The following is a 21,805-nucleotide window of genomic DNA, read 5'->3' as shown; positions in this document are numbered from 1 at the left end:
CACAGGCCCGTCGTCACACCTCGGTGCTGAGTGCTCAGCGGGGTCGGTTCATGGCCACGGCTCGGGCGCGCTCGGCCCAGGAGTCGTCGAGCGGCTCGGGCTCCCAGGTGGCGCCGGCGTGCTCGGCGGCGCGGGCCAGCAGCCAGTCGGCCACGGTCGGGTTCTTGGGCAGCAGGGAGCCGTGCAGGTAGGTGCCGATGACGTGGTGGACGCGCCCGCCCTCGGTGGAGTCCTTGCCGTTGTTGCCGTCGCCCATCTTCACGGTGCCGAAGGGGCGGGCGCCCGACCCCAGGGTGGTCAGGCCGGAGTGGTTCTCGTAGCCGACCACCGCGCCGAAGTCCTCGGTGTCCAGGGTGATGTTGCCGATGAGGCGGGTGTCTCCGGCCACCGTGTGGGCGTCCATGAGGCTGATACCGGGGATCTCCTGGCCCTTGGCGGTGGTGAAGCCGTGCCCGAAGAGCTGGTAGAGGCCGCAGATCGCCAGCATCGGGACGCCGTCGGCCGCCCACGCCTTGAGGGTGGGGCCGACCTTGACCAGGTCCTCCTTGATGCGGTCCTGACCGGAGTCCTGGCCGCCGCCGCCCACGAGGATGTCGATGTCGCCGGGCAGCTCGTCGCCCGGGTCGTAGGAGAGCAGCTCAACGTCGTAGCCCTGCCACTGGGCGCGCCGCGCCAGCACGAGCGTGTTGCCCCAGTCGCCGTAGATGTTCATGTCCCGCGGGTAGAGCTGGAGCAGGCGCAGGTGCCCGCGGGCGGGGCCGTCAGTGGTGTGCTCGTAGCGCGCGGTCATGACATGACCTCCTCAACGTCCGTCATCTCGCCCAGGATCGAGCGCAGGGCCAGCATTGCGGTATAGGTGGTGAAGATCCGCATGGGGCGGTCGGTGTCGGCGGCCACCCGGCGCATGAGGGCCACGGCCCGGCGCAGGTCGGGCTCGACCTCGGCGACCTCGACCTCGTCGTAGTGCAGCCGCAGGGCCATGTCCCAGGCCCGCACCCCGGTGACGACGGCGACCCCGCCGGCGCGCAGGGCCGAGAAGTCCACGTCCCACAGCCAGGACATGTCCCGGCCGTCGGCGTACTCGTCGTTGATGGCCACGACCACGACCTCGCCGTCCTGCGCCTGTGAGGCCGCCGAGAGCAGTCCCATACGGAAGCCGGCCGGGTTCTTGACCAGGGACAGCTGGACGGGGCGGCCGTCCAGGGTCAGGACCTCGCCGCGGCCGAAGGCGGCCTGCACAGTGCCCAGGGTGGTCAGCAGTCCGGGCAGGTCGGCGTCCTCGCCCAGCACCTCCAGCACCACCCCGAGGGCGGCGCAGGCGTTGAGCAGATTGTGGACGCCGGGGATGGCGAAGCTGACCTCGTGGGAGACCCCGTCCACGCGCACGGTGGCGCGCTGGCCGTCAATGGCCTCCAGGGTGACTCGCGGTCCGGGGGCCTGGCCGGCCTGACGGGGGCTGACCAGGCCGGTGCGCAGGTCGTCGTCGGACAGGAACAGGGAGCGCAGGTCCTCCCCGGCACCGAAGGAGACGACGCGGGCGCTGACACCTTCCAGGAAGGCGGGGGCGGCCAGGCGCGGATCGTCGCCGTTGAGGACGACGACGTCGCTGGTGGCCTGGGCGATCGAGTGCAGCAGGGAGGCGGTGTAGTCGATCTCGCCGAAGCGGTCGAGCTGGTCGCGCATGACGTTGAGCAGGAGGCAGGCGCGCGGGCGGACCCGGGCCACGAAGTGCACGGCGTGGGCCTCGTCGAGCTCGAGGACGGCGATGTCGGCGTCCAGGTTGCCGGCGGCGTCGACCTCGGTGAGCAGGGAGGCGAGCACGCCGCGCACGAAGTTCGAGCCGGTCCGGTTGGTGAAGACCTTCAGGCCCTGCTCGCGCAGGAGCTGGACGACCATCTTGGTGGTCGTGGTCTTGCCGTTGGTGCCCGAGACCACGATGACGCCGCGGGGCAGGCGGCCGAGGGTGCGCTCCAGGAAACCGGGGTCGGTGCGCTCCATGACCAGGCCGGGGAAGGCGGTGCCGCCGCTGCCGCCGCCGCGCACGCGGGCGGCCAGGCGCGCTGTGCGGCCGAGGGCGACCGTAAGACGAGAACGCATGGAACTCCTGCTGGCTGAAGAGGGGCGCGCCGACGATGTGATCGGGGCGCGGGTGCCCGGATGGGGGCTGTAGTCACCCATACGGGGAACAACTGGGCGTCAGTCTAGGGCAGCGGGGCCGGTCACGGATGCGTCACGATGCTCACGTGGCCGGCCCGGTTCGCGAGGGCCGGGGGTGCTCTCGGGGCGACTTACTGAGGGACGACGACGTGCAGGGCGCCGTCCTCGACCTCGGCGCACAGGGTGCGGGTGGAGCCGACCGTGTCGCCGTCGAGCTCGAAGGGGACGGGACGGTCGGCCTCGATGAGAACCTTCCGGGCGCGGGTGAGGGTGAAGCCCTCCATCTCCTGGCCGGTGAGGATCTGCGCCCCCAGGCGGGCCCAGTCCACGACCTTGCCGGGGCTGGCCAGGAGCAGGTCGACCAGGCCGTCGGAGGGGGTGGCCCGCGGGAAGAGCGTCATGCCGCCGGTGATGGTGCCGACGTTGCCCATGAGGGCCATGACCATCTGGCGGCGCACCGGGGGAGCGTCGTCGAGGGTGATGGTGGCGGTGAAGGGGTCGGGGACCGCGTTCTGGACGGCGGCCACCGCGTAGGCGCCCGAGCGGATGACCTTCTTCAGGCCCAGGTCGGTGGACTCCATGATCTGGGCGTCCAGGCCCATACCGGCCATGACGACGAAGCGCTCCTGGCCGTCGTCGAAGGCGCAGGTGACCATGTCGATGGCCTGGAGGCGGCCGTGCAGGGCCAGGCGGATCGCGGCGTCGGTGTCCAAGGGGACGGACAGGTTACGGGCCAGCAGGTTGCCGGTGCCGGCGGGGATGAGAGCCATCGGCATCTCGGTGCCGGCCAGCTCGGAGGAGACGGCGCGCACGGTGCCGTCGCCGCCGGCCACCATGACCAGGTCGACGCCGGCCTCCAGGGCGCGACGGGCCATGGAGCGGCCGGGGTCATCGGGGGTGGTCTCCAGCCAGACGGTGGGCAGCCAGCCGGCGGCGCGCACCTCGGCGGCGACCCGACGGCGCAGGAGCGAGAGGTCGTCGAACTTGGTGGGGTTGTAGATGACGGCGGCACGCTTCTCGCTGCTGGCGCGCGACAGGCGACGATTGACCCAGCTGGTGAGGATCGCGTCGATGCCGCCGACCCGCAGGGCCAGGTTCGCGAAGGCGGCACCCAGGAGGAAGCCGCCGACGAGGTCGCTGAGCGCAGCCAGGCCCATGTACCACTGGCTGACGGCGGTCACGGCGACGGCCGCGTAGCCCAGGACGGTGCCGGCGGCGACCATGGTGCTGCGGTGGTGGGCGCGCGCGAGGGTCACCAGGACCCAGGAGGCCAGGGTCATCGCCGTGATGTGCGCGTTGGGGTAGGAGTACTCGAAGGCGGCGATGGAGTCGGAGAAGGTGGAGCCCGGGGCGGGGCGGGCCAGGTACAGGGCAATGAGGTACTGCGTGGGGATGCCGGCGGCGGCGATGGCCAGCGAGACGCTCAGGCGGCGCATGCGGGCCGTGTAGGCGTAGGCGACCCCGGCCACGATGAGCCCGAGGATGAGGAAGGGGTGGGTGAGGGTCGCGAAGGCCTCGGCGAGCTGGCCGGCGGCCGACCGCAGCTGGGCGTCGGGGGTCGGCAGGAGGGCGTCGATGGCGGGGGAGCGGTGCGTGGCGCCGGGGGCGAGCGGTCCCGGGGCGCTCAAGTAGGTCCACACGAGGAAGGCCAGGGCGAAGCCGATGCACAGGACGGCCTCGACGTACTTCAGGCGCCGGGGGGCTCGGGGGGAAGGGGAGGCGGCGGCGGGGGCAGCGGGGGCGGCGGAGTCGCATGGAGGCTCGGTCACGCTCGCTCGTCCTTTCCCCGGGGTGAATATCCGGGAGTCAGCCTAGCCGGTGCGGCTGTGGGCGGCATATGTCCCGGCTGTGGGCGGCGAGAGGGTGGGCGGCGTGAGTGTGTCGACGTCGAGCGCCCCGGGTGTCTGGAGCAACGTGGCTACGTGTGGTGGCCTTGGGTGTCTGAACGCCCGGTGAGCGCCTGGTGGCCCTCGCGACCCAGGCCGCGGGCGCGGTGGGCCTCGAGTGCCTGGGCGCCGAGGCGTTCACTTCCCAGGACCTCTCCGACGATGCGGATGGCCTCGTCGTCGTCGATCGGTTCGGGCAGGTAGGCCTTGGCCAGGGCGGGGTAGTCCGGCAGAAGCTCGTCGCGAGCACCAGGGCCGACGGGAAGCACCTCGCCCTGCGCCCGTGATAGCACTCCGGCGATAGCCGTCATCAGGGCGATCCGCCGTCGGCCGGCGATGCCGTGCTCCGCCAGGAAGGCCAGGTAGGGCTCCTCCTGCCGGTACTGGACCGCGATCGACAGTGTGTGGAGGGCGTCCTGGAGCTCATCGATTCGGTGGGACTGCTCCTCGACCCTGCGACGCAGCTCCTCGAGCTCGGTGCTGGGATCCGGCATGTGTGGCCTCCTTCCCGGTGGTGTCCCCGCCTCAGAGTAGGCCGTGTGGCCGGCGGCCTTGTCCAGTGCGGGCGTGACCGCAAAGCGAGGGGCCGCGTGAGCGAACGCCCGCAATGTGGGGGATGTGGGGCAGGTTCGATGGTCGGGCAAGGGCCGGCCCCGGGACGGCAGAAGGCCCGCGAGCGAACTCGCAGGCCTTCTCATCGTCGGGGTGCTCAGGCCTTCGGCCTGTCGACCCCTTCCTCCTCGGGCGTCTCACGAGCAAGCTCGCGGACGTCCTCGTCGTCGGGGTGCTCAGGCCTTCGGCCTGTCGACCCCTTCCTCCTCGGGCGTCTCACGAGCAAGCTCGCGGACGTCCTCGTCGTCGGGGTGCTTAGGCCTTCGGCCTTTCGACCCCTACGCGTCGGAAACCTCATGAGCAAGCTCATGGGTTTCCTCCTTGGTCGGGGTGGCGGGATTTGAACCCACGACCTCTTCGTCCCGAACGAAGCGCGCTACCAAACTGCGCCACACCCCGTGTGCAGCAGGCGACAGCATAGCCTCCCCCCACCGCGGGGAGGAAATCGGATTGGCTGAGTCCTCCGTCACGTCGGTGTTCGCTCCCCGTGGGAACCCGGTTGGCCCGGGTCGCCCACCGTGCCAGGCTGCTCACGACCAGTCCACCTGCTGGTCCGCGCTTCGGGAGCGTTCTGAGCGCCCCGGATCCCGTCGCCCGCGGGCCCCTCTCGCCCGAGAAGGTGCCGAGAAGGTGAAGGACCGAGCAGCCTGAGATCACCCTCCAAGCACCCGCCGCAGACAAGGAGCTCCCATGCGCATTGAGGCCGTCGTCGGCGACATCACCACCGAGAAGGTCGATGCCATCGTCAACGCCGCCAACAGCACCCTCCTGGGCGGAGGAGGAGTTGACGGCGCCATCCACCGCGCAGCCGGCCCCCGCCTGCTCGACGCCTGCCAGAAGGTGCGCGACACCGAGCTGCCCGACGGACTGCCGGTCGGCCGCGCCGTGGCCACACCCGGCTTCGACCTGCCCGCCGCCTGGGTCATCCACACCGTGGGCCCCAACCGCCACGCCGGCGAGGACGACCCCGCCCTCCTGCGCGCCTGCTTCGACAGCTCCCTGGAGCTCGCCATCCAGCTCGGCTGCACCAGCATCGCCCTGCCGGCCGTCTCCGCTGGTGTCTACGGATGGCCGGTCGCCAGGGTCGCTGAGATCGCCGTGGCCCGGGCCCGCGCCGTCGAACAGCTCTCCCGAACCGATCCCGACGCCGTCGGCCGCCTGGAGCTCATCCGCTTCGTCCTGTCCTCGCCAGTCAACTACGAGGCCTTCGCCCGCGAGCTCGCGCGTGTCGAGGACTGAGACGGCCGACCCGCCTGCGTCTTCCCGCTTCCCCGGTCCTTCAAACCGACGGGGACTTTCGACGCCGTCGGGGACATTCCATCGCGGCCGGGGGCATCTCGCGCGTCGGGGGACTGGAATCCCGTCCCTATACGCGCGGACTGTCCCCGCTCGGAGGTGAAGGCACCCGCCCGCGTGGAATGTCCCCGGCCGGAAGAAAAAGTCCCCGTACATGTGGCAGACCTCTCTACGCTTGGCCCTATGACCACCGACGCTCACCACGGACACCCCTCCACCGCTCCGGGCGGCCCCACTGGTCCCAGCGCCGCCGCCGGCCGCGACCCGCTGCCCCTGGCGGGGCGCATCGTTCTGGTGACGGGAGTCAGCCGCCGCATCGGCATCGGCCACGCCATCGCCTGCCGCGCCGCCGACTACGGGGCGAGCATCGTCGCCCACCACTACCGCCCGCACGACACCTCCCAGCCCTGGGGAGCCGACAACATCGACGCCGTCATGGACTCCATCCGCACCCACCTGGTCGGCCCCGCCCGGCTCATCGACATCCCCGCCGACCTGGCCGCCCCCGGGGAGCCGGCCCGCGTCGTCGAGCAGGCCGCGGCCGCTGCCGGCCACCTCGACGCCCTCGTGTGCAACCAGGCCATGAGCAGCCCCGACGGGTCGCCCAGCGAGATGACCGAGGCCGTCCTGGACGCTCACTGGGCCGTCGACGCCCGCGCCTCCATCCTCCTGGCGCAGGCCTTCGCCGCTCAGGAGGGCTTCGCCTCGCCCGCCCCGTCCGGCTCCGCGCGCCGCCGTGGGTCGATCGTCTTCCTCACCTCGGGCCAGGGCTTGGGCCCCCTGCCCGGGGAGATCTCCTACGCCGCCGCCAAGGCCGCCATCGCCGGCCTCACCCCGACGATCTCCGAGGAGCTCATCGACGTCGGCATCACCGTCAACACGGTCAACCCCGGCCCCGTCGACACCGGCTACGTCACCGAGGAGGACTGCGAGGCGACTGCCGTCATGTTCCCCCAGGGGCGCTGGGGCGAGCCCGACGACGCCGCCCGCCTTATCACCTGGCTGCTCACCGACGAGGCCCGCTGGATCACCGGGCAGGTCATCAACTCCGAGGGCGGCTTCGCCCGCTGGCGCCGCTGACTGCCGCGCTCGGGCGCCGGCGTACCTGTGCGCTCTGCCTGCCCCGTCCCACTGCGCGCACCCTGCGGACCCCCACACACTTCGACAGAATCTTCAGAAACGACCCGGAGCCGCGTCGATTCTGAAGATTCTGTCGAAGTGTTGGCGGGGGGAGTGTTGGCGGGGTGTGCCGTCTCAGGCCGGCAGCAGGCGCAGCAGCGTGGCCTCGGGCCGGCAGGCCAGGCGCACGGGCGTGTAGGGGCTCGTGCCGAGTCCGGCGGAGACGTGCAGGTACATGTGGTCGGCGGCCCGCGGGTCCCCGAGCCGGCCTGGCCACTGCGACAGCCCCGAGGCGCGCCCCGGGTCGAGGTCGCAGTTGGTCACCAGCGCCCCCACACCGGGCACGCACAGCTGCCCGCCGTGGGTGTGCCCGGCCAGGACCAGGTCGACGTCGTCGGCCGACATGGCTTCCAGGACCCGCCGGTAGGGGGCGTGCGTGAGCCCCAGCCGCAGAGCCCGGCCCTCGTGGTCGCGGATCGCCGGCAGGGAGGTGGCCGACTCCGCCGAGTCGGCGGCCTCGGGGACGGGCAGGACATCGCGGTTGGCGTGCGGGTCGTCGACGCCGACCAGCTCGATGCGCCGCCCGCGCACGGTCAGCGAGCCGCGCCGGTTGGTCAGGTCCACCCAGCCGCCGGCGGCCTGCAGGTCACGGACCTCCTCCCAGGGCAGGGCCTCGATGTCCTCGTCGCGCACGCGGCTAGAAGCCTTGCGCGGGTCCCGGTGCAGGTAGCGCGTCGGCAGGCGGAAGACGGTGGAGCGGTAGTCATGGTCGCCCATGACGAAGGCCCCGGGCAGGCCCGTCAGCGGTTCGAGTGCCCGCCGTAGCGGCTCCAGCCCGGATGCCAGGGAGAGGTTGTCGCCGGTGTTGACGACGACGTCGGGCTGCAGCTGCGCCAGCTGCCGCACCCAGGCGACGCGCGCCTCGGTGCGGCCCGTCAGGTGAAGGTCGGCCAGGTGCAGCACCGTGAGGGGCTCCTCGTCGGCGGCGAGCACCGGCACGTCGATGCGCCGCAGCACGGGGCACCTGGCCTCAATGAGGCTGTAGGCCAGCGTGGCCGCTCCCAGGGCAGCGGTGGTGCCGATGACGGACAGGGCGGCGCGGCCGGCAGGGCAGGGCGTCATGGGGAGTCGGGTCCTGTTCTGTGCAGTTGTCGTTCTCGCGGGGAGAGTCGCTCACCCGTGGGAGGGAATGGGCAGGGCAGGATCGTTCGCCACGGCCTGGGACATGTAGTCGCGCCACATCGGCACGGCCAGGTCGCTACCGTAAATCTTCGGGAAGTACACCCCTCCGATCGTCCTGCCGACAAGGCTCCTGCCGCTCTCCGTGGCGTCACCGATCCAGACCGCGGTGGACAGCTGCGGGGTGAATCCCACGAACCAGGTGTTCTCAGCCTCATCCGTGGTTCCGGTCTTGCCCGCGATCGGTCGACCGAAGACGGCGTCCTTAGCGGTACCTCCTGGTTCGGATGTGGCGCGGAGCGTTTTTGCGGTCTCGTCCGCGGCACCCTGGTCCATGGCTTGGGTGCAGTCAGCGCTGGGTACGGCCATCGAGGTGCCGCTGGCGTCCAGGATCTGGTCGATGGCGATGGGCTTGCAGTACTTGCCGCCGGAGGCGAAGGTTGCGTAGGCGTTGGCCATGCTGAGCGGTGGGACGGGTGTGCTTCCCAGGGCGATGGAGGGATCAGGATCCAGCTGGCTCCCGTCCGCCTTGGTGATGCCCATGGAGGCGGCGAGCTTCGTGACCTCACAGACATCGAGGTCCCTGAGCATCTCGGTGAAGCCCGTGTTGATGGACTGCTTCGTGGCTTCTCTGACGGTCATCATGCCGGCGTTGGTTCCGGCGACGTTGTTGACGAGCCAGGGACCGGCCGCACGGTCGGGATCGCAGGAAACTGTGAACGTATTGGGCCCGTAGTTCTTCGGCGCGGACGCGTTCAGCATCTGGTAGGGCGTGTGGCCGGTTTTGAGCCATTCGGCCAGGATGATTGCCTTGAAGGTCGACCCCGGCTGGAAGCCGACGTTTCCGTCGGGGAGCTCGATTCCACCGTGCTTGGCGTCCGCAGCGAAGACGAGCTGGGAGTCCTCGTAATTGGTGTTCTGAGCCAGCGCCTGGATTCGTCCTGTGCCGGGCTCGATCGAGACGATGGTGGAGTTGGCTCCGTCGGAGCCCCCGATCGGAGTTCTGGCCTGAATGACGGAGTCGGCGGCACTCTGACGCTCGAGGTTCAAGGTGGTGGTGATCTTCAGGCCACCGCGCGTCAGGAGCTGACGGCGGGCGGCGACATTAGGTCCGAAGTTCTCCGAGCCGAGGATCTCATTGACCACATAGGTGCAGAAGTAGGCGTAGCTGCCCGCAGCCCCACAGCCCGCGGGCGAGTCCTGAATATCGAGCTTGATCTCGGAGTTGACGGCCTCGTTGTACTGCTGCTTGGTAATGAACTTCTCTTCCAGCATCTTGGCCAGCACCCAGTCCCTACGGTTCTTGGCCAGTTCCGGCTGGGACTTGGGGTCGTAGGCGCTGGGTGCGTTGGTGGTTCCGGCCAGCAGGGCGGCCTCGGCCACCGTCAGATCCTTGGCGTGCTTATTGAAGTAGTGCAGCGAGGAGGCCTCGACCCCGTAGGTGGAGGGACTGAAGGCGGCGATGTTGAGGTAGCCCTCGAGGATCTGCTGCTTGGAGTACTTCTGCTCCAGGCTGAGGGCGAACTTCATCTCCCGCAGTTTGCGGGCCACGGTGCTCTCGGTGGCGTCCCGGATGAGCTTGTGGTCGTCGTTCTTCAGACCGGTCTCGATGAGGGTGTTGCGCACGTACTGCTGGGTCAGCGTGGAGGCGCCCTGACGCGAGCCGCCGGCGTTGTTGGACACCAGGGCCCGCACCATGCCGGTGGGGTCGACGCCCTGGTGCTGGTAGAAGCGCTGGTCCTCGACGGCGACGATGGCGTTCTGCATGTTGACCGAGATCGAGTTCAGAGGCACCACGATGCGGTTCTCCGCGTAGAACTTGGTGATCTCAGTGCCGTCGGCCGCCAGGAGGGTGGAGATCTGGCTGGGCGGCTGGACGTTGAAGTCGCTGGGGAGCTCCTCAAAGAGCTCGGCGGAAGCCTTGGTCAGCGCTGCCGTGGCGCCCACGAAGGGGGCAGCGAAGCCCGCTGACAGGACGCCGCCGACGCACGAGAGAGTCAGGAAGACCACGAGCATCGAGACGACCTGGGGTGGTGTCAGTGAGCGCCCGCGCGCAGAGGATTTCGCCATGGCGCCAGCCTACGTGGAATCGCTTGAAGGATGCAGTGGCGTAGACCCTCTTCGGGCTGGGAAGACCCTTGGAGGCCGGCTCGGCGCCTTCCGCCTGAGGGACTGCGGGGTGATTCGACGGCGTGGCGGGCACCCGGCGGCGGGGCGGACCGACCACATGGCGAGACGGTTCTGGCGCTCAGGTAGTTCTTAAGAAATATTCAGGTGAGAGTCACGGCAATGTCACGACCCCTTGAGGCGAGTCGCGGCTCGAGCGCGGCCTGTCGTCCGTGAGAACCGGAATCCCCGGCCGTAGGAAAGGCTTGGGGTGCGACGGGTTCGACGTCCGACAATTGGCTCGCTATCAGAGAACTCTCCTTGTGAGAGCTGATCCTCGCTGCGCTGTCGGGGATCTGCGGGCATCGGATTGGCCAGGTCTCGGGGGGAGGATTTGGAGAGAGACGCTCGATTGCCATACGGTAACGGCTGTGACGTGACCGACAACGGCGTCGGCCGTTGAATGGATCGGGAGTGAGCATGATTCAAGACGATCAGACCTGGGCGGCCCAAGCGGCCTGCGCCGCCGTCGAGCCTGACCAGCTCTTCGGCAAGGGCGCTGAGCAGCGCGACGCAAGATCGCTGTGCTTCGCATGTCCGGTTCGTATGGAGTGCCTGGCCGAGGCGCTCAACTCCGAGTCCAGCTTCGGCGTCTGGGGCGGGCTGACCGAGCGGGAGAGGCGGGCGCTGCTGCGGCGCTTCCCCGAGGTGGACGACTGGGGCCTGTGGCTCGAGCGCGAGGATGACGAGCTCGTCGCCGAGATCCACGCCCGCCGTGCCCCTCGCATCCTGGCCCGGGTGCGCTGCGCCTCCTGAGGGCCGTCCCGCGTTGCCGGCTTCCGGCGCCTGGCGGCGGGCTCTAGGCTGAGACCCATGACTGCATCTTCTGAGCCCGTATCCGCTGCGCCCACCACCTGGGAGTACGTCACCGTCCCCCTCATCACCCATGCCACCAAGCAGATCCTCGACCAGTGGGGTGCTGACGGCTGGGAGCTCATCCAGGTCGTGCCCGGCCCCTCCGGCACGGACAACCTCATCGCCTACCTCAAGCGCCCCCGGTCCTGACGGGCCGCCCGGCGAGGCCGGCACGCACGACGCCGCGCCTGCGGTCGGTACCTTCCGGCTGCAGGCGCGGCGTCGTCTCTGCGGTTGATGTGGGTGTCAGCGCCCGGCGGCTTCTCCGGTGCGCTGCGCTGAGGGCTCGCGACCCGAGACGGGACCTCAGCGGGCGCGACGGCGCAGGCGGTCGACGTCGAGCAGCGTGACGGCCCGGCCCTCCAGGCGGATCCAGCCGCGGGAGACGAACTCGGCCAGCGACTTGTTGACCGTCTCGCGCGAGGCGCCCACCAGCTGGGCGAGCTCCTCCTGGGTGAGGTCGTGGGGGACGTGGACGCCGTCGTCGGTGGGTGAGCCGAAGCGGTCGGCCAGGTCCAGCAGGGCCTTGGCCACGCGGCCGGGCACGTCGGAGAAGACGAGGTCCGCCAGCGCGGTGTTCGTGCGGCGCAGGCGCTGGGCCAGGGCGCGCAGCATGTCCTTGGCCAGCTGCGGGTGGGACTCCACGAAGGTCATGAGCTGGTTGTGGTCCAGCGTCAGGAGCTCGGTGGGGGCCACGGCGGTGGCGGTGGTGGAGCGCGGGCCCGGGTCGAACAGGGTCAGCTCGCCGACGATCTCGCCGGGGCCGAGCACCGCGAGCAGGTTCTCTCGGCCGTCGGCGCTGGCGTGGCCGAGCTTCACCTTCCCGGAGAGGAGAATGTAGAGGCGGTCGCCTGAGTCGCCCTCGTTGAAGAGGGTCTCGCCACGGCGCAGAGTCGTCTGCGTCATCATGGCGCGCAGTTCCTCCTGCTCCTCCGGGCTCAGGCCCTCGAAGAGCGGGATCCTGGAGATAATGCTGTCTTCCACGGAGATCCTCCTGGTGGTTAGGGGGCTGGCATCCCGCATGCGGGAGCCCTCGGGTCTATCCTGCCACGGCTTGTGACCTGTGGCACGCCGTCGAGCATTGTAGCCCCCGTGTGTTGCAGGTCAAAGGGAAGTGAGCAACATCGGGTGCGTCGTGCGACACGGTCCCATCCGTGAGGTTGCGGGCAGGCGGCGGGATCGACTGCAATGGCGGTTTGCGGAGGACGACCCGCTCAGAGGCGGACCGGGGCTCGCAGGAGGAACCCTCCGGCGCGGGTGGTGCTGGGGCGCGGGTGGTGTTGGTGGTGCCGCCGATGAGATCGCGGAGAGAGGACACAGTGCGCAGGGCAGTGAGTAGCGAGACTGCTGAGGCCGAGGTGGCGGGGGCGGCCGGGGCTGCCCCCGAGGTTGCCGAGACGGCGCTGACGACCGAGACGGCCCGGCGTGCGGGCGCCGTCGACGACGAGCTCATGACCCTCTACCCCGACGCCGCCTGCGCCCTGGACCACGACGGCCCCTTCCAGTTGCTCGTGGCCACCGTCCTGTCGGCCCAGACCACCGACGCGCGCGTCAACACCGTCACCCCCGAGCTCTTCGAGCACTACCCCGACCCCGCCGCCCTGGGAGCCGCCCGGCGCGAGGACCTCGAGGCGATCCTGCGGCCGCTCGGCTTCCAGCGCGCCAAGGCCGGCCACCTGCTCGGCATCGGTCAGGCACTCACCGAGCGCTTCGAGGGGCGGGTCCCGCGCAGCCGCGAGGAGCTCGTGGCCCTGCCGGGAGTGGGGCGCAAGACCGCCAATGTCGTGCTCGGCAACGCCTTCGGCCGGCCCGCCATCACCGTGGACACCCACGTGGGCAGGCTCTCGCGCCGCCTGGGGTGGACGACGTCGAAGGACCCGCTGCGCGTGGAGAAGGACATCGCGGCCCTGTGGGAGCCGTGGCGCTGGACCGACGGCTGCCACCGGCTCATCGAGCACGGGCGCCAGGTGTGCTCGGCCCGCTCGCCCCGCTGCGGCCAGTGCACGCTGCTCGAGGCCGGGCTGTGCCCGCAGGTGGGGGTCTGAGGGCCGAGCCCGTGTAGGCCTGCGCCGAGCTGACGCCGAGCCGGGCGGACGCTGCGTCGTCCTACCGTTTCTGCAGGGATACGCGAAGAATGCGCTTCTCGGGGACGTCAGGTGGAGGTGTCCGGGACCGGTGTCGGGCTAGCCCCACCTTCGATTCGCCAGATGGCCGGATGGGCTGGGAGGGCCGGCGCCGTCAGGCTGGAGTCATGACGGCTCACTCGCCCCTGGCCCCCTCCGACCCGACCGCCGCCCCCGCCTCATCCCTGCCGTCCGCCACTCCGCCTGCCGGGCCGGGCCCGACGTCGCCGGTCGCCATCCGGCTGCGCGGCCTAACCCGCGTCTACGAGGTCCCCGGACGCCAGGACGCCCGCGTCACCGCCCTGGACCATGTCGACGCCGACCTGCCCGAGGGCAGCTTCACCGCCGTCGTCGGGGCCTCCGGGTCGGGCAAGTCCACGCTGCTGCACTGCATGGCCGGCCTCGATGAGCCCACCAGCGGACAGGTGACCATGCTCGGCGCCCTCACCTCCGGGATGCGGGCCGCCGAGCGGGCCCGGTTCCGCGCCCGCCACGTCGGCTTCGTCTTCCAGGAGTACAACCTCATCGCCTCCCTGAGCGCCGCCGACAACGTCTCCATGCCCTCGCGGCTGGCCGGGCGTCCCCTGAACGGCGCCCAGACCCGGGAGGCCCTTGACGCCGTCGGGCTCGCTCACCGCGCCGGCCTCAAGCCCCACCAGCTCTCCGGAGGGGAGCGCCAGCGCGTGGCCATCGCCCGCGTCATGGCCAGCCGCCCCCGGATCGTCTTCGCCGACGAGCCCACCGGCGCCCTCGATCTGGACTCCGCCGCCCTCGTCCTGGACTGGCTGCGCCGGCTCACCGAGCAGGGCACCACCGTGGTCATGGTGACCCACGACGTCGAGGCCGCCGCCAGAGCTGACGCGGTCGCCGTCATGAGTCAGGGGCACCTGGTGCAGTGGACCGACTGCCGTGACGCCCGCCAGATCGCCGAGCTCGTCCACTCGGCGCGAGCCGCGCGCGCCGCCTGACCGGGACAGGAGCAGGAGAGGATCGGAGAGGATCATGGTCACACTCATCTGGAACGACCTGCGCCACCACGCCCGCCAGTGGCTGTGGTCGCTGCTCGTCGCCACGGTCGGCGGCGCCATCATCGGCGTCATCATCACCGCCTGGTACAGCGCTCTGAGCTGGGCCCAGGCCCAGGGCTCGGCCGAGCTCATCAACGCCGCCCACATCATCGGCTCCAGCCTTGTCTCCTACGCGGGGCTGGCCACCGCCGTCATCCTGTCCACGACGCTGGGCCTGACCGTCTCGGCCCAGCAGCGCTCCCACGCGCTGTGGAAGGTCCTGGGCATCCCCGGTAGCCGCATCCGCCGCATCATCCTGGCGCAGGTCGGGGTGATCGGGCTGCTCGGAGGCGTCATGGGGGCGGTGGTCAGCCTGCCGCTGGTCCGCGTCTACCTGCTCACCTGGCGGGAGTTCGACGTGTTTCCTCAGAATCTGCCCATCATCATGCCGGGCTTCGGGGTGCCGTTGACCATCGCCGTGACGATGCTGTTCTGCGTCCTGGGCGCGATGGGGCCGGCCCGGCGGGCGGCGTCGGTCCCCGAGATGCAGGCGCTGCGGGAGGCCACGGCTCCGCAGACCCGGACCCGGTGGTGGCAGTGGGTGGTCGTCGGCATCATGCTCCTGGGGCTGGTCATGACCCCCTTCGAGAGCTCTCTACCCATGAGTGACGCGGAGAGGGCGGAGATGGCCACGTCCGGTATGAACCTCAATGACCCGGGGGATCGCGCGATGGCCGGCGCCTCCATGGGGCTCCTCGCCGCGATCGCTGCCCTGAGCGTGCCCAACTGGACGCTGCGGCCACTGCTGACCTGGTGGACCGCCCTCATCCCGGGCCGCAGCCCCGCCTGGTTCGCCGCCCGCGCCAACGCCCGCCACCGCGCCTCCCTGTCGATGACGACGATCGTCCCCTTCGCCATCGCCGTGGCCCTGACCGGCACCGTCTACGCCGCCGTCGGGGCCGGCCAGGCGACCGGTGCGGAGGGCTCGGTCAGCGGGTTCCTCTCCGTCGGGGTTCCAACCTTCTTCATTTCCGGCGTCGGCGGGATCGCCAATATCGCCATGGTGGGGCGGGCCCGACGCCAGGAGGGGGCGCTGCTGGGGGTTATCGGGGCGCGCACCCGCACGGTTCTGGCCTCCACGGCGCTGGAGGGTGTCATCTACGCCGTCACCGGCATCCTCTTCGGGCTGGCGGCCACCGCCTTCAGCGCCGTCTACGCCGCGCTGTACTCCGGGGGCGGGATGGCGGTCCTGGTCGCCTCGGTTCCGGTGGGGCTGCTGGCCCTCGTCAGCGGGATCTCGCTGGCGCTCGCGGTGGCGACCACCTGGCTGCCCGCCCAGCTCGACCGGCGCTCCCTCATGGACAACCTGCGCCAGCCGGTGTGAGACGGTGTGAGCCGGCGCCGGGTTGACCGTGCTGCACCCGCCGAGCCGGGCACTTCATGTGCAGACCTACCGAAGAACAACGGGGCTGCGCGATAAGTGCCCGGCTTGCGGCCTCAGGCGGAGGCGGGCGGGGCGACGTCGGCCAGGAAGGGCAGCAGGGCCCGGACGAACCCCGCAGAGGTCTCCTCCTGGGGGAAGTGGCCGGAGCGGTGGACTGTTACCTGACGCAGGTTGCCGGCCACGTGGTGGGTGTCGCGCGCGTAGGCCTGGGCGGGCTGGACCGGGTCGAGCTCGCCCTGCACCGACAGGACGGGCACCGCCACCGGCTTGTCCAGGGCCGCCGTCTCCGCCCGGGACAGCACGAGGTTGCGCAGCGGCTCCAGGGCGCTGCGGGCGGCGCCGGGTCGGGACAGGAGCTCGGCGTAGTAGGGGGCCTCCTCGGCCAGTGCCTCGCGCGTGTGCGGCCCGGCCCAGGAACGCAGCAGGCCCTCCAGGGCGCTGCGGCTGCGCAGGCGGCGCTCGGCCAGGCCCGGGATCCGCAGGCTCGCGTACTGCAGCGCCGGCCCGGACAGGGCCCGGGTCCGCAGCGAGCGCAGCGCGAGCGGGTGGGGGGCGCCGACCGGGACGATCGCCGTCGTCAGGTCCGGGGCCAGGTGCGGCAGCGCCCAGGCGATTTGACCGCCGAGCCCCGCGCCGACGACCACGGCGCGCTCGTGCCCCAGGGAGCGGACCACGGCGGCCAGGTCCTGGGCGAGCGTCACCAGGTCGTAGCCCGACGGCGGCCGGTCCGAGCCGCCGAAGCCACGCAGGTCGAGGGCCGCCACGCGGTGCCCGGCCTGTGCCAGGGCGGGGATGACGTGACGCCAGGTCCACCAGCACTCGGGGAAGCCGTGCACCAGGAGGGTGAGGGGGCCGGCTCCGGCCGGGGCCTCGGGGCCCGCCAGCGCGACATGGAAACGAGTGCCGCGGGCGGTGAGGTTGCGGTGGGTCCAGGGGCCGGGGCGATTGACGTCAACAGGCACGCCCGCAGCCTACTGGTCGGCGCCCCGTACCGGCGACGGGGCCGCCCGGCACCGCCCACGTCGTCCTGCACCGCCTCAGGGGCGCCCGCCGGGGACATTCTGCGCGGCTGGGTGCGTGTCGTCCCGGCCGGGGACAAGACGCGCGTTGGGGGACTGGAATTCGGTCCCCGGCGGCGTCGATAGTCCCCGGTGGTACTGGAATGTCCCCGCGGGTGCAGGTGTGTCCCCGTCGGCGCAGAATGTCCCTGTCCGCGGAGGGAAGGAGAAGGCATGACTGCCCAGAGCCACCATGACTCGGCTGATGGTTCTGCCGATGACCTCGCCGAGGGTGCCCGCACTGACTCCTGCGGGTGTGCACATGCGGATGTCGGGGCCACAGACCCGGTTACTGACCCGGCACCCAAGGAGGGGGCGGCCGCTGCGGCCGGCGGCGCACAAGGGGAGGAGGAAACGGCGCCCGTCTCACCCGGACGCCTGGAGGCCTTCAGCGACGGGGTCATCGCCATCGCGATCACCCTGCTGAGCCTGGAGATCAAGCTGCCCGACGGCGGCGGGAGCCTCCTGCACTCCCTGACCTCCCTGTGGCCCAGCTACCTGGGCTTCGTCCTCAGCTTCCTCCTGGTGGGACAGGTCTGGCTCAACCATCACGCCATCTTCGTGCGGGTGCGCAGCGTCGACCAGTGGATGCTCATCTGCAACCTCTTCCTCCTGCTCGACGTCGCCTTCCTGCCCTTCGCCACCTCGGTCCTCACCCGGTCCCTGGAGTCCGGCCACGACGAGCGCACGGGCGCCGTCTTCTACGGGATGGTCATGGTGGTCGGTGGGTTGTTCTTCAACGCCCTGTGGCGGGCCTCCATCCGGGATCGCGGCCGCCTGCGAGCAGGGGTCTCCGAGGCGGAGGTGCGCTCCATGACCCGGCGCTTCGCGATGGGGCCATGGCTCTACTCACTGGCCGCGCTGCTGGGGATGGTCAGCGCCTGGCTGAGCGTGGTCACCTACGTGGCCCTCATCGTCTTCTACATGGTCGGCCACCGGCCGCGGCGGGTCAGCCCAGCAGGAGGCTGAGGGTGACGTACACGCCGGTGCCGCCGATGAGTGACAGCCCGATGGAGCGCCGCCACAGGTGCAGGCCCGCCGTCGCCCCGATCCCGGCGGCGGCCGGCAGCCAGGTCGACGGCGACAGACCCACCCCGCCCAGCGTGTAGGCCACCAGGACGATCATGACCCCCAGCGGCATCGCCCGGGACAGGAAGGCCAGCACCGCGCTGTCCTGACGCCCGCGCAGCAGCACGAAAGGCACGATCCGGCACACGAAGGTCATGACGGCGACGACCACGACGGCGACTGCGATCTGCGAGTTGGTGAGCATCAGCTGTCCCTCCGCCCGGGCTCCGGCGCGCTTGCCCCGGGGCGGCGGCCGCGCCAGGCGTACAGCCCCACCAGGCCGACGGCGAGGATCACCAGCGCGGTCAGCAGTGCCGCCGAACCACCGATGGCCAGGCCGATCCCGCCGGCCACCAGCCCCACGCACAGCACCCCGATATCGGGGTGATTGCGCCAGTTCTCAATGGCCAGGACCACGAACAGGGACGTGAGCACGAAGCCGAGCAGCTCGATGCGCTCACCCACCACGGAGGCCAGCGCCGTGCCGGCCAGTGCCCCGACGGTCGTGCCCGACACCCAGGAGGCGTGGCTGATCGCCTCCACGCCCACCAGGTAGCGCCCACTCATGGCCCGCCGGTCGCGTGCCGCCAGCAGCGCGTAGACCTCGTCGGTGATCGCGTGGACGGCGTAGAGGCGCGTGAGCGCCCTGCCACGCACCCGCTCCAGGGGGAAGCCCAGCCCGTAGAAGACGTGCCGGCCCGAGACGAAACCGGTGGACAGGGCGATGGCCGCCAGCGGCTCGCCACCACCGGCCAGCGGCACCAGCAGCATCTGCATGGTCCCGGAGTAGATGACCAGGCTCCACACCGGCGCCCACCACCAGGCCAGGCCCTCGGCGACCAGCAGCATCCCGGCCGCCAGCCCCAGCGTCACGTATCCGACGACGATGGGCACTGCGTCCCGGGCCGCATCGGCGAGGGTCTGCATCCGCCGAGCCGACGGCGCTCCTGCCTCTTCGGCCCCGGAAGGCGTCGGGGTGGTGTCGGGATCAGTCACGCGGGCCGCGGCCCTCGTCCTGCGTGCGCTGCCCGGACCGGCGAGCCACGTGGCCGACGACGGCGACCATGATCGTGAGCACGCCCATCAGGATGAAGCGGCCCGAGAGGCCGTCGTCCATGACGTAGGTGGACAGGGCCTTGCCCAGGTCGGAGTGGGCCTGAAGCCGATTGACCGTGGGCCCCAGGATCGACTTGGTGACCCCCGGCATGAGGATGAAGGGCAGGCCGATGACTGTGCTGAGGGCGCCGACGACGAAGGCCCCCAGCGAGGAGCGCGAGATCATGAACAGGGCGGCGGCGCAGGCCGCGGTCCCGCCCAGGATCTCCAGCGCGCCCATCGGGGAGGCGGCCGAGGGCCAGGCCGAGGGGTTGCCGCCGGTCAGGGTGGCGGCACCGTCGTGCACGAGGAACCAGGCCAGAGGGAACAGGACGATGGCGACGAGCACCCCGGCCCAGTGGGTCTCGACTCGCGAGCTCGGGGCGTTCAGTGCGCTGGCGCCCTTGAGGAGGATCGCGTCGTCCTCCTCCTCGGCACCGGTCATGGCCATGGCAGCCTGCCGGGCACGCGAACGGCCGCGCTCCTCCGGGTCGTCACTCTGACCGGCGTCGGCGCTCGCGGACAGGCCCCGCCCGGTGGGGGCGGCTGCGAACCAGTCGGGCGTCTGCTGCGGGGAGGGGGCCGACGGCGAGGCTGCCGGGGTCGGGCGGTAGTCCCGGGGGCTCGTGGCGGCGGGGGCAGGCTGGGTAGAGGGGGCTCGTTCGGGCTGCGGCGCCGCCTGCACCGGGGTAGGGGCCGGTGCGCTGGCAGGCACCTCAGGGCGGTCACTGGAGTGCTCGATGTACGGGGAGGCGGCGGCCCGGGGGGCTGCTCCCAGCCCCGCGCCCATCCCTTCCGTCGAGGCGGTGGGGGCCGGGGTACCGGAGGAGAAGGCGGGGCGAGCGGAGGGCGCCGACCCGGTGGAACGCGCCGAGGGGGCGCTGGCGGCAGAGCCCGTCCGGGCCAGTTGAGCCGCGGGGGTCGCCGGCCAGGACGGGGCCGAGGGGCGGTTGTCCGCCGCGGCGTTCACCGGCGCTGCCGCCTCCGGCTCGGCCGGTGACGTCGATGCGAGCACCGATGGCGCCGAGGTCGCTGACGGCGCTGACGCCGGCTCCTGCGGCTCGGCCCCGGGCCGGCTCGATGAGGCGGGCTCCGGCGAGTCCGCTGACGGGGCGGCCGGTGTCGTCACGGTCGCCGACGGCGCGGCGGGAGCCGCGAAGGCCGCCGAGACGGCGGGGGCCTCGATGGGCGCGAAGCCGTCATCAGTGTTATCGACGTCCTCGACGGCGGCTGCGTCGGCTGCTGCGGTCGTGTCGGTGGGCGTCTGGGAGCCGGAGGTCGGCGGGACCGGCCTCCAGGGCTGCGCGGTGGGGGCTGTCGGGAAGGGATCCGAGGCGGGCTCCGAGGCGGCGGCCGGCTGCGCAGCCTCCTCGGCAACGTTCTCAGCAAGCTTCTCGGCACTGTCCTTGGAGTCCTCGTCGGCACCGGATGCCTGCTCGGTCTCGCCGGCCTTGTCGGTTTCCTCGTCGTGCTCGCCGTCGAAGTCATCGATGTCGTCGACGTCGGTGTTGTCAGTGTCGTCCAGGCTGACGGCGGCATCCGCGGTGCCGGTTGCGGTGGAGGGGGTCGGCGGGGTGGCCTCCGCGATCCCATTCGAGGATCGGGCCGCACCGGTGGCCACCGAGACGGGTACGGCCCTCACGGCCGGGGAGCCGGTCACGGGGGTGGGGATCGCCGGAGTCTCGGGGGTGCGGTCGTCGTCCGCGTCCTGGCCGTCGAGGTCGTCGCCCTCGGCTGGGTCCTCGATGTCCTCGACGTCGTCGAACGCCTCGAAGTCCTCAACCTCGATGCGGCCCTCCGACACTGTGGCGGTCTCGGCGGTCTCGGTCACGGAGGCGGGTCCCTGCGCGACCGCGGCCTCTGTGGTTGCAGGCGCGGTGGCGGCTGCTGTCGTCGGTCGGTCGGCCGGCCGGCTGAGGGGCTCGGCGCTGACCGTCGGGGCCGGCGCCTCGGCCTCGTCATCCACATCGTCCACCGGGGCGGGCGACGACGCCTCCGGGGCAGTAACAGCCGAGCCGGCGGAGACCGTGGAACCGGTGAGGACTGCGGCGGGCTCAGGAGCCGTGGTCGTCGTGGCCTCGACGGCGACCGGTGTCTGTTCGTTGCCCACCTCGTCGCCCACCTCGCCGGGCTCCGACGACGGCGGAATCGACGGCGGCATCCCGGCGGCCTCAGCGGTCCTGACCGCCGGTGCGACGGCCTCGTTGCTGCGCGTCACGGTCCTGGATGGCGTTGGAGCTGCCTGAGCGCCCGCGGCAGTGGTCTTGGTGGTCTCAGCGGACTCAGCGGCCGCGGCGGCCTGGTTCCCGGCCGCGGGGAAGGATGCCTGCTCGCGGAGGTTGAGGGTGTCGCCCCCGTCGTCAGTGGCCTTGGCCCCCTTCTCGCCGGCCCCGTCGTGGGCTGCGTCATCGACCGTATCGGCCGCATCGACCGTATCGGCGTCGTCGGTGGCGGCGCCGGCACCGGCCGCAGCGGCCGCGCTGGCCTGGGCGGCCGTTGCCTGAGGCGCGGGGGAGGAGGACTGGGAGACCCGGTTGGCCTTGCCGATGAAGCTCGCGAGGGAGGGCGAGGCGGCGGGCTGATCGGTCGGGTTGGCCGTCGCCTCTCCTGAACGCTGGTCCGTGGCCTGTGTCCGCGCGGTGGGCGTCGACGTCGTTGGGGAGGACGGGGCGGCGTCGTCGGAGGTGAGGGGCGCCTGCGGCGCGGTGCGGTCTGTGTTGTCGGTGCTCACGAGGTCTCC

20 protein-coding genes and 1 tRNA gene are annotated in these 21,805 nt (G+C 71.4%); 8 read left to right on the top strand and 13 right to left on the bottom strand.

The genetic code is table 11. The features are described 5' to 3' along the window. Positions 1 to 34: 34 nt before the first annotated feature. From FK267_RS00275 to FK267_RS00250, 6 genes are all read right to left on the bottom strand, one after another. Complete coding sequence (locus tag FK267_RS00275; protein WP_141405775.1) at positions 35 to 790, bottom strand: type 1 glutamine amidotransferase; 756 nt, start codon at positions 788 to 790, stop codon at positions 35 to 37. Further along, positions 787 to 2,097 carry a Mur ligase family protein gene (locus FK267_RS00270; RefSeq protein ID WP_141405774.1) on the bottom strand — a complete coding sequence of 437 codons (1,311 nt, stop codon included), beginning with the start codon at positions 2,095 to 2,097 and terminating at the stop codon, positions 787 to 789. The genes FK267_RS00275 and FK267_RS00270 overlap by 4 nt, the downstream gene beginning before the upstream one ends. A 191-nt stretch (positions 2,098 to 2,288) precedes the next feature. Then, complete coding sequence (locus FK267_RS00265) at positions 2,289 to 3,926, bottom strand: bifunctional phosphatase PAP2/diacylglycerol kinase family protein (protein ID WP_232622454.1); 1,638 nt, start codon at positions 3,924 to 3,926, stop codon at positions 2,289 to 2,291. A gap of 149 nt (positions 3,927 to 4,075) precedes the next feature. Then, a complete protein-coding gene (locus FK267_RS00260) occupies positions 4,076 to 4,537 on the bottom strand; it encodes a hypothetical protein (protein WP_075379052.1) in 462 nt (153 codons plus the stop codon). Between the two features lie 215 nt (positions 4,538 to 4,752). After that, on the bottom strand, positions 4,753 to 4,965 hold the full coding sequence (locus FK267_RS00255; protein WP_141405773.1) for a hypothetical protein: 213 nt from the start codon (positions 4,963 to 4,965) through the stop codon (positions 4,753 to 4,755). A gap of 12 nt (positions 4,966 to 4,977) precedes the next feature. Then, positions 4,978 to 5,054, bottom strand: a tRNA-Pro gene (locus FK267_RS00250). 291 nt (positions 5,055 to 5,345) lie between these two features. On the opposite strand from FK267_RS00250, the gene FK267_RS00245 reads away from it, so the two are divergent. Both FK267_RS00245 and FK267_RS00240 read left to right on the top strand, forming a co-directional pair. Continuing rightward, positions 5,346 to 5,894 (top strand): O-acetyl-ADP-ribose deacetylase, encoded by a 549-nt coding sequence (locus tag FK267_RS00245; protein WP_141405772.1) that lies wholly within the window; start codon positions 5,346 to 5,348, stop codon positions 5,892 to 5,894. Positions 5,895 to 6,134: 240 nt separating this feature from the next. Beyond that, a complete protein-coding gene (locus tag FK267_RS00240) occupies positions 6,135 to 7,031 on the top strand; it encodes an SDR family oxidoreductase (RefSeq protein WP_141405771.1) in 897 nt (298 codons plus the stop codon). Positions 7,032 to 7,205: 174 nt separating this feature from the next. Here the strand turns inward: FK267_RS00240 and FK267_RS00235 are convergent, their stop codons facing one another. Next, positions 7,206 to 8,192, bottom strand: a complete 987-nt coding sequence (locus tag FK267_RS00235; RefSeq protein WP_141405770.1) for a metallophosphoesterase — start codon at positions 8,190 to 8,192, stop codon at positions 7,206 to 7,208. A gap of 51 nt (positions 8,193 to 8,243) precedes the next feature. Further along, the gene (locus FK267_RS00230) at positions 8,244 to 10,319 is read right to left on the bottom strand and encodes a transglycosylase domain-containing protein (RefSeq protein WP_141405769.1); all 2,076 of its coding nucleotides are present in this window, start codon (positions 10,317 to 10,319) and stop codon (positions 8,244 to 8,246) included. A gap of 516 nt (positions 10,320 to 10,835) precedes the next feature. Between FK267_RS00230 and FK267_RS00225 the strand changes: the two genes are divergently transcribed. Together FK267_RS00225 and sp36 are read left to right on the top strand one after the other, a co-directional pair. Next, complete coding sequence (locus tag FK267_RS00225; protein WP_075249609.1) at positions 10,836 to 11,171, top strand: WhiB family transcriptional regulator; 336 nt, start codon at positions 10,836 to 10,838, stop codon at positions 11,169 to 11,171. A gap of 57 nt (positions 11,172 to 11,228) precedes the next feature. After that, positions 11,229 to 11,420: a Sp36 family protein gene (gene sp36 / locus FK267_RS00220; protein ID WP_141405768.1), complete on the top strand. Its 192-nt coding sequence runs from the start codon at positions 11,229 to 11,231 to the stop codon at positions 11,418 to 11,420. 156 nt (positions 11,421 to 11,576) lie between these two features. Here sp36 and FK267_RS00215 read toward each other — a convergent pair whose 3' ends face one another. Then, entirely contained in the window at positions 11,577 to 12,254 is a 678-nt protein-coding gene (locus FK267_RS00215; RefSeq protein WP_003787943.1) for a Crp/Fnr family transcriptional regulator, read from the bottom strand. 311 nt (positions 12,255 to 12,565) lie between these two features. Between FK267_RS00215 and nth the strand changes: the two genes are divergently transcribed. The 3 genes from nth to FK267_RS00200 all read left to right on the top strand — a co-directional run bounded on the left by nth (position 12,566) and on the right by FK267_RS00200 (position 15,784). Next, positions 12,566 to 13,315 carry an endonuclease III gene (gene nth / locus FK267_RS00210; RefSeq protein ID WP_373693222.1) on the top strand — a complete coding sequence of 250 codons (750 nt, stop codon included), beginning with the start codon at positions 12,566 to 12,568 and terminating at the stop codon, positions 13,313 to 13,315. A gap of 206 nt (positions 13,316 to 13,521) precedes the next feature. Next, positions 13,522 to 14,361 (top strand): ABC transporter ATP-binding protein, encoded by an 840-nt coding sequence (locus tag FK267_RS00205; protein ID WP_141405767.1) that lies wholly within the window; start codon positions 13,522 to 13,524, stop codon positions 14,359 to 14,361. Between the two features lie 34 nt (positions 14,362 to 14,395). Next, complete coding sequence (locus FK267_RS00200) at positions 14,396 to 15,784, top strand: ABC transporter permease (RefSeq protein ID WP_141405766.1); 1,389 nt, start codon at positions 14,396 to 14,398, stop codon at positions 15,782 to 15,784. Positions 15,785 to 15,897: 113 nt separating this feature from the next. Here the strand turns inward: FK267_RS00200 and FK267_RS00195 are convergent, their stop codons facing one another. Beyond that, positions 15,898 to 16,806 carry an alpha/beta fold hydrolase gene (locus FK267_RS00195; protein ID WP_141405765.1) on the bottom strand — a complete coding sequence of 303 codons (909 nt, stop codon included), beginning with the start codon at positions 16,804 to 16,806 and terminating at the stop codon, positions 15,898 to 15,900. A gap of 270 nt (positions 16,807 to 17,076) precedes the next feature. Between FK267_RS00195 and FK267_RS00190 the strand changes: the two genes are divergently transcribed. After that, positions 17,077 to 17,871, top strand: a complete 795-nt coding sequence (locus FK267_RS00190) for a TMEM175 family protein (RefSeq protein ID WP_141405764.1) — start codon at positions 17,077 to 17,079, stop codon at positions 17,869 to 17,871. Here FK267_RS00190 and FK267_RS00185 read toward each other — a convergent pair. The 3 genes from FK267_RS00185 to FK267_RS13515 all read right to left on the bottom strand — a co-directional run bounded on the left by FK267_RS00185 (position 17,852) and on the right by FK267_RS13515 (position 21,796). Beyond that, positions 17,852 to 18,175, bottom strand: coding sequence for an AzlD domain-containing protein (locus tag FK267_RS00185; RefSeq protein ID WP_141405763.1), 324 nt, complete (start codon positions 18,173 to 18,175; stop codon positions 17,852 to 17,854). The two genes, FK267_RS00190 and FK267_RS00185, sit on opposite strands and share 20 nt — an antisense overlap. Continuing rightward, complete coding sequence (locus FK267_RS00180; RefSeq protein ID WP_141406231.1) at positions 18,175 to 18,897, bottom strand: AzlC family ABC transporter permease; 723 nt, start codon at positions 18,895 to 18,897, stop codon at positions 18,175 to 18,177. The genes FK267_RS00185 and FK267_RS00180 overlap by 1 nt, the downstream gene beginning before the upstream one ends. Positions 18,898 to 18,958: 61 nt before the next feature. Beyond that, positions 18,959 to 21,796, bottom strand: coding sequence for a hypothetical protein (locus FK267_RS13515; RefSeq protein WP_232622453.1), 2,838 nt, complete (start codon positions 21,794 to 21,796; stop codon positions 18,959 to 18,961). Positions 21,797 to 21,805: the final 9 nt, after the last annotated feature.

Origin of the sequence: Actinomyces oris (genome assembly GCF_006546825.1) — a bacterium.
GTDB classification, from domain to species: domain Bacteria; phylum Actinomycetota; class Actinomycetes; order Actinomycetales; family Actinomycetaceae; genus Actinomyces; species Actinomyces oris.
This window is presented reverse-complemented; position numbering and strand designations above follow the sequence as displayed.